We start from the raw sequence: 7339 nt of genomic DNA, 5'->3' as shown, positions 1-7339 counted from the left end.
CCCCGCCGCTCCGTCGCTTTCGCCGCCTTCGAGGACACCTATGTCGAACGACTACGGCTCCAATCCGTACGCCCAGCAGCCCGCGCCCCAGCAGGTGCCTCCACCGCCTGTAGCACCGCAGGGACCCAACCCTTACGCGCAGAACCCGCAGGCGCCACAGGCTCCGTACCCGCCGGACCCCAACGCGCAGGCCCCGTACGCCCAGAACCCGTACGGCCAGAATCCCTATGGGCAGCAGAGCCCGTACCACCAGAACCCCTATGGTCAGAACCCGTACGGTCAGCCGCAGGGCGCACCGACGGGTGAGGCACGCTGCCGGTTCTGCGGAGGCTTCCCCGCCGTGCGGGCGACCGTCCGCGGGCACCAGGGGATGATCGTCCTGATGCGCTTCATGTCCCTCAAGGGCCCGTTCTGCCGCGACTGCGGAATCGCCGCGCACCGCGACATGACGACCAAGACGATGTGGCAGGGATGGTGGAGCTACTGCTCCTGGGTCATCGCGCCCCTGACCATCCTCTACAACCTCATCCCCCGCTCGAAGTTCAACAAGCTCGACAAGCCGCAGACCGGATTCCGCCCGCCGATGAACCCGGGCAAGCCAATCTTCGAGCGCCCGGGGGCGTTCGTGGCGATCCTTCCGGTAGCACTGGTGGTAGTGATCATCATCCAGGCCGCCCGGGGCTGAGCGAGACCGCATACGGCGGAGGGGCGATGTTTCACGTGAAACATCGCCCCTCCCTCATCTCCGAGCTCGGCGCTACTCCTGCTCCGCCCACCACGACTTGAGGGCGGCCACCGCCTCGTCATGCTCCATCGGGCCGTTCTCCAGGCGCAGTTCGAGCAGGTGCTGGTACGCCCGGCCCACCACCGGTCCTGCCGGGACGCCCAGGATCTCCATGATCTGGTTGCCGTTCAGGTCAGGCCGGATCGCATCGAGTTCCTCGCGCTCCTGGAGCTGGGCGATCCGCCCCTCCAGGGAGTCGTAGGTGCGGGCCAGTGCCTCCGCCTTGCGCTTGTTGCGGGTCGTGCAGTCCGAGCGCGTCAGCTTGTGCAGCCGGTCCAGCAGCGGCCCCGCGTCCCGCACGTAGCGTCGTACCGCCGAGTCGGTCCACTCGCCCGTCCCGTAGCCGTGGAAGCGCAGGTGGAGTTCGACCAGCTTCGAGACGTCCTTGACCATGTCATTGGGGTACTTCAGCTTGGTCATCCGGGACTTGGTCATCTTCGCGCCCACCACCTCGTGGTGATGGAAGGAGACCCGGCCGTCCGGCTCCTTGCGCCGGGTCTTCGGCTTACCGATGTCGTGCAGCAGCGCGGCGAGCCGCAACACCAGGTCCGGGCCGTCCTCCTCCAAGGCGATCGCCTGTTCCAGGACGGTCAGTGTGTGCTCGTAGACGTCCTTGTGCCGCATGTGCTCGTCGCGCTCCAGCCGTAGGGCGGGAAGCTCCGGCAGCACACGCTGCGCCAGGCCGGTCTCGACCAGCAGCTCCAGTCCCTTGCGCGGATGGTCGCCGAGGATCAGCTTGTTGAACTCGTCACGCACCCGTTCCGCCGAGACGATCTCGATACGGTCGGCCATGTCCGTCATGGCGGACACGACCTCGGGCGCCACCTCGAAGTCGAGCTGCGCCGCGAAACGCGCTGCCCGCATCATGCGCAGCGGATCGTCGGAGAAGGACTCCTGCGGCGTGCCGGGCGTACGCAGCACTCGCTGGGCCAGGTCCTCGAGGCCGTTGTGGGGATCGATGAACTCCTTGCCGGGCAGCGCCACCGCCATCGCGTTCACGGTGAAGTCGCGGCGTACGAGGTCGTCCTCGATGGTGTCGCCGTAGGAGACCTCGGGCTTGCGGGAGGTGCGGTCGTACGCCTCGGAGCGGTACGTCGTCACCTCGATCTGGAAGTCGTTGCCCTGCGCGTCGGCCTTGCGGCAACCGACGGTGCCGAACGCGATGCCGACCTCCCAGACCGCGTCCGCCCAGCCGCGCACCAGTTTCAGGACCTGCTCGGGGCGGGCGTCAGTGGTGAAGTCCAGGTCGTTGCCGAGCCGACCGAGCAACGCGTCCCGGACCGACCCCCCGACCAGAGCGAGTCGGAAGCCGGCCTCCTGGAAGCGGCGACCGAGGTCGTCGGCGACCGGGGAGACACGGAGCAGCTCGCCGACGGCACGGCGCTGCGCCTGGTTCAGCGCGCTCGCCTCGGCGGACGGCTTGGGGTGAGAGTCATCGTTGGCGTTCGGCACAACAGAACAGGATACGGTGCCGCACGGTTCGCATCCCGCGGTGATCTTGCCGGGGACTCCGCAGCACTTAGTCTCAGCCGTCGTCGTTACCATGCCAGGACGCACATCCGATGGCGACCAGAGACGAACGGACGACCGCGTGGGCGAGGCGGCACTGCACCCCGTAAGCACCCCTGCTCACGGCTGGCTGCGCCGTGCCGCCGCCACCCTTGTCGGAGCGGCCCTGCTGACCGGTCTGGTGCAGCTCCCGGGAGCCTCCGCCGCACACGCCGCCCCCCGTGCGACGACATCCGCGGCCCACACCGCCCAGCCGACCGGCTCCAGCACCGCGCTGGTCGACGTCGACTCGCTCACCCCCACGGTCCCCACCAAGGGCGACACGCTCAAGGTCAGCGGGACGGTGACCAACGAGAGCGACGAGACCGTCTCCTCCGCCCACGTCGGTCTGCGCATCGGCAGCGGTGGGCCGATGGGCAGCCGTGACGACATCAGCGGAACCGCGGCGACCGGCGGCTTCTCGGTGTCGGACGGCGCTGAGATCCCTGGGCACACTGCCACGCTGCCCGACATTCCTCCCGGAATCAGCGTCCCCTTCACCATCGACATGCCGGCCGGCGACCTCGGCCTGGGCGACGACGGGGTCTACCAGCTCGGAGTGACGGCCTCCGGGACCACCCCGGCCGAGGGCTACCAGCACGTGGTGGGCATCAAGCGGACCTTCCTTCCCTGGTACGCGCGCGGGGGGAGCCAGAAGACCAAGACGACGTTCCTGTGGCCACTGATCGACCAGCCGCACCTGGACCTCCGCTCCGCGGACGCCGACCAGACGCAGACTCCGCTGTTCCGTGACGACGACCTGGCGTCCGAGCTGGCGCCGGGTGGTCGACTCCAGCAGATGGTCGCGCTCGGCAAGGACCTGCCCGTCACCTGGGTGGTCGATCCCGACCTGCTGGCCACGGTGGACGCCATGACGAAGCCGTACCGGGTCCTGGGCCCCGGCGGCGACACGCAGCACACCACACCGGGCACCGGAACGGCCTACGCCAAGGAGTGGCTGGACGAACTCCAGTCGGCGATCCAGGGCGACGAGGTGGTCGCGCTGCCGTTCGGCGACCCCGATCTCGCCTCCATCGCCCACGACGGCGGCAGCGTGCCAGGCACCATCAGCCATCTGCGCACCGCCACCGACCTCGCCGACGTCACCGTGCAGACGATCCTGGGCGTCACCCCCAGCACGGACTTCGCCTGGCCGGTGGACGGCGCGGTGGACCCGTCCATCGTGAACGTGGCGACCGCGGGTGGTGCCGACAAGATCCTCGCGCGCAGCGACAGCTTCCGCGAGAACGGATCGCTGAACTACACACCGACCGCCGCCCGACCCATCGGAGGCGGCAACACCGCCATCGTCGCCGACGCCGGCCTGTCCACCGCTTTCACCGGCGACATGACCACGGCGGACGGTTCGACGCTCGCCGTGCAGCGGTTCCTCGCGCAGTCGCTCATGATCGACGAGCAGGTGCCGGGCAAGCAGCGCAGCATCGTCATCGCGCCCCAGCGCATGCCCACCGCCAGTCAGGCGCAGACCATGGCCGCGGCGATCTCGTCCGTCTTCGCCGGTGGCTGGGCGCAGTCGGAGAGCCTGAGCTCCGCCTCGGCGGAGACCCCTGACCCCGGCGCGGAGCAGACGGTGCCGAGCACCTCCTCCTATCCCTCGGCGCTGCGCAGGACGGAGCTGAGCACCGCCGCGTTCCGGCAGATCCAGTCGATCCAGAACCAGCTGGCCGGCTTCCTGGTGATCCTCTCCCGCAAGGACCGGGTCACCACGCCGTTCGGCAACGCGGTGCTGCGCTCGATGTCCACCCAGTGGCGCGGCGACGCGGGCGCCGCCGGATTCCGCGACGACATCTCCTCGTACCTCACCGGGCTCAGCGGCGACGTCCACATCCTGGCGAAGCAGTCGATCACCTTGTCCGGGCGCACCGCGACCATCCCGGTCACCGTGCAGAACAGCCTGGCGCAGGAGGTCACCGGGCTCACTCTGCGGCTGACCTCCAACCAGTCGAACCGGCTGGATCCCGGCAAGCCGCAGGCCCTGGACATCGGCGCCGGGCGCAGTCGCTCGCTGAAGTTCACCACGACGGCCAGCGCCAACGGCAAGGCGTGGGTGACGGCCCAGCTCTATACGCAGGACGGCGCGCCGTACGGCGAGAAGATGACCTTCCAGGTGAACGTCACCTCCATCACGGACACCGTGATGCTGGTCATCGCGGGCGGTCTGCTGCTGCTCGTCCTGGCGGGTGTGCGGATGTACCGGCAGCGCAAGCGGCTCGCGGCCCGACGGGCCGGGGAAGAGGCCGAAGGCGCCGAAGCTGACGGCGACGCCGAAGCCGGAGCAGGCGCGGGGGCCGGAGCGGACCCCGAGGCCGGAGCGGACCCCGAAGCCGGAGTGCACGCCGAGGCCGAGGAGAAGAACCCCACGGCGGAGAAGGCGACAGCGCACGAAGAGGACCCGGTCGCCGAGAGTTCCGGGAGCGCCGTGGACGACGCCCCCGGCAGCTCCGTGGACGAGGCTCCGGGGCCCGCGGAAGCCGATGCGGACGAGGCGACCGCGGTGCCCGAGCAGCCGAGTGACCCGGAGCCGGACACCGCGGCGGAAAGCACGGAGCCCCCGGCACCGGGTGAGAAGGTGGACAGATAGTCGGCAGCAGGCACAGGAACACGGACCATAAGGTGGGGCAGTGATGAACGCGCCGTACGACGAGGAGCGTGACCGGGCAGCGTCGTACGACGACGCCTCGGCCGCGACCCCGCCGCCCCCGCCCGACCCCCGTGCCGTGCCGGACCCGTATCTCCAGGGCCCGTACGCCCAGCGGCAGGAGCAGTACGCCCCTCAGGACCCGTACGCCGCGAATCCTTACGCACAGCAGCAGGCCCCGTACGGACAGCAGTCCGGCCCCGCGTACGGCGAGCAGCCCGCGCAGGGCTACGACGGTCAGGCCCCGCAGAACTACGGCGAGCAGCCGCGGGCGTACGGTCAGCAGCCGTATCCGCCGCAGGGTTACGGCGAGGCGCAGCCGTCTTACGCACCGGACCAGGTCTACGACCAGACGCAGGAGCAGGCCTACCCGCCGCCGCAGTACCACCAGCCCCCGCCGCAGCAGCCCTATCCGCCGTCCTACGGCGACCAGCCCGCTCCCGATGACCACGGCGCCCACGGTGGCCCGGGCGCGGCGGATCCGTACGCCCATCTCTTCCGTGACCAGGGCGACGACGCCACCCGCCAACTGCACGCGACCGCCCCCGGCGGCTCGGCGGTCGACGGCTCCGTGCCGCAACCGCCCGTGCCGCAGCCCCCGCCGGACGCGGCCGGGCAGACGCAGGAGGTGCCGGCGCCGCTTCCGCAGGAGCCCGCCGAGCCCGCCTCCGGTGGTGGCCGGGTCAGCAGCCTCATGAAGTCCAGCGCGGTGATGGCCGCGGGCACGCTGGTCTCCAGGATCACCGGCTTCCTGCGCAACCTGGTCGTCGCCGCCGCCATCGGCGTGGCCACGCTGAACGACAGCTACCAGATCGCCAACACCCTGCCGACGATGATCTACATCCTGGTCGGCGGCGGCGCGCTCAACTCGGTCTTCATCCCGCAGCTGACCCGTGCCATGAAGAACGACGACGACGGCGGCGAGGCCTACGCCAACCGGCTGCTGACGCTGGTCGTGGTGGGGCTGGCGGGCGTCACGGCGGTCATGGTGATCGGCGCACCGCTGCTGGTGCGCCTGATGTCGCCGGACATCGCCTCGCACCCGGCGAGCATGCAGGTCACCGTCGCCTTCACGCGGTACTGCCTGCCGACCATCTTCTTCTCCGGCGTCTACGTCGTACTCGGGCAGATCCTCAACGCTCGCGGCCGGTTCGGCGCCATGATGTGGACGCCGGTCCTGAACAACGTCGTCATCATCGCCGCCTTCGGAGCCTTCATCTGGGTCTACGGCGGCGCGCGCACCTCCGGTGTCGATGTCACGACCATCTCTCCCGAAGGCGTGCGGCTGCTCGGCATCGGCACGCTGCTCGGCCTGGTGGTGCAGGCGCTGGCGATGATCCCGTACCTGCGGGAGACGGGGATGCGCATCCGGCCGCGCTTCGACTGGCGCGGGCACGGCCTGGGGCACGCGGCGAAGCTCGCCAAGTGGACCTTCTTCTTCGTGCTGGCCAACCAGGTCGGCCTGATCGTGGTGACCCAGCTGTCCACCGCGGCGGGCCTGGCCGCCTCCAAGCAGGGCCACCCGGGCACCGGATTCGCCGGCTACCAGTACGCCCTCCAGCTGTGGCAGATGCCGCAGGCCATCATCACGGTCTCCGTGATGACCGCGATCCTGCCGCGCATCTCCCGGGCGGCGGCGGACGGCGACGTCTCCGCGGTCCGCGACGACCTCTCCTACGGACTGCGCACCTCGGCGGTCGCCATCGTGCCGTGCGCCTTCGCCTTCATGGCGCTGGGCGTGCCTCTGTCGACGCTGATGTACTCCAGCTCCGGTGAGGCGGGCGCGCAGAACATCGGGTACATCCTGATGGCCTTCGGTCTGGGCCTGATTCCGTTCTCGGTGCAGTACGTCGTGCTTCGCGGCTTCTACGCCTACGAGGACACCCGAACTCCCTTCTACAACACGGTGATTGTCGCCACTGTCAACGCCGTGGCGTCCGCCCTCTGCTTCGTCGCGCTGCCCGCCCGCTGGGCCGTCACCGGCATGGCCGCCTCGTACGGGCTGGCCTACCTGGTGGGCGTCGGCGTGGCCGTGAAGCGCCTGCGCAACCGCATCGGCGGCGACCTCGACGGTGCCCGCGTGATGCGCACCTACGCCCGCCTGATCGGCGCCAGCCTGCCTGCCGCCCTGGTCGGAGGGGCTGCGGCGTTCGGTATCACCGGTGTGCTGGGGTACGGGTTCACTGGCTCGCTGGCAGCGGTCATCGGTGGTGGGGTGGTACTTCTGGCCGTCTTCTACGTGGCCGCTCGTCGGATGCGGATCGAGGAGATGACCGCCATGGTGGGTATGGTGCGCGGTCGTCTGGGGCGCTGAGGCGGCATCGGCGGGCAACCATCGTCCGCCGTCA

4 protein-coding genes are annotated in these 7339 nt (G+C 70.0%); 3 read left to right on the top strand and 1 reads right to left on the bottom strand.

Going from position 1 to position 7339, the window contains the following annotated elements:
* Window positions 1-40 precede the first annotated feature (40 nt).
* Window positions 41-685, top strand: a complete 645-nt coding sequence (locus CK485_RS28380; protein WP_109454766.1) for a hypothetical protein — start codon at window positions 41-43, stop codon at window positions 683-685.
* A gap of 72 nt (window positions 686-757) precedes the next feature.
* Here the strand turns inward: CK485_RS28380 and CK485_RS28375 are convergent, their stop codons facing one another.
* Window positions 758-2236 (bottom strand): CCA tRNA nucleotidyltransferase, encoded by a 1479-nt coding sequence (locus CK485_RS28375; protein WP_109454765.1) that lies wholly within the window; start codon window positions 2234-2236, stop codon window positions 758-760.
* A gap of 139 nt (window positions 2237-2375) precedes the next feature.
* Between CK485_RS28375 and CK485_RS28370 the strand changes: the two genes are divergently transcribed.
* Window positions 2376-4934, top strand: coding sequence for a DUF6049 family protein (locus CK485_RS28370; RefSeq protein ID WP_109454764.1), 2559 nt, complete (start codon window positions 2376-2378; stop codon window positions 4932-4934).
* 43 nt (window positions 4935-4977) lie between these two features.
* A complete protein-coding gene (gene murJ, locus CK485_RS28365; protein ID WP_109454763.1) occupies window positions 4978-7305 on the top strand; it encodes a murein biosynthesis integral membrane protein MurJ in 2328 nt (775 codons plus the stop codon).
* Window positions 7306-7339: the final 34 nt, after the last annotated feature.

The sequence above is a fragment of the Streptomyces sp. ICBB 8177 genome (assembly GCF_003144095.1).
GTDB lineage: Bacteria > Actinomycetota > Actinomycetes > Streptomycetales > Streptomycetaceae > Streptantibioticus_D.
The sequence above is the reverse complement of the archived record's forward strand: the minus strand, read 5'-3'. Positions and strand labels throughout refer to the sequence as shown.

Bases quoted from the DNA above. Each gene is read 5' to 3' on its own strand.
- murJ (WP_109454763.1), top strand. From the start codon at position 4,978: ATGAACGCGCCGTACGACGAGGAGCGTGACCGGGCAGCGTCGTACGAC.
- CK485_RS28380 (WP_109454766.1), top strand. From the start codon at position 41: ATGTCGAACGACTACGGCTCCAATCCGTACGCCCAGCAGCCCGCGCCC.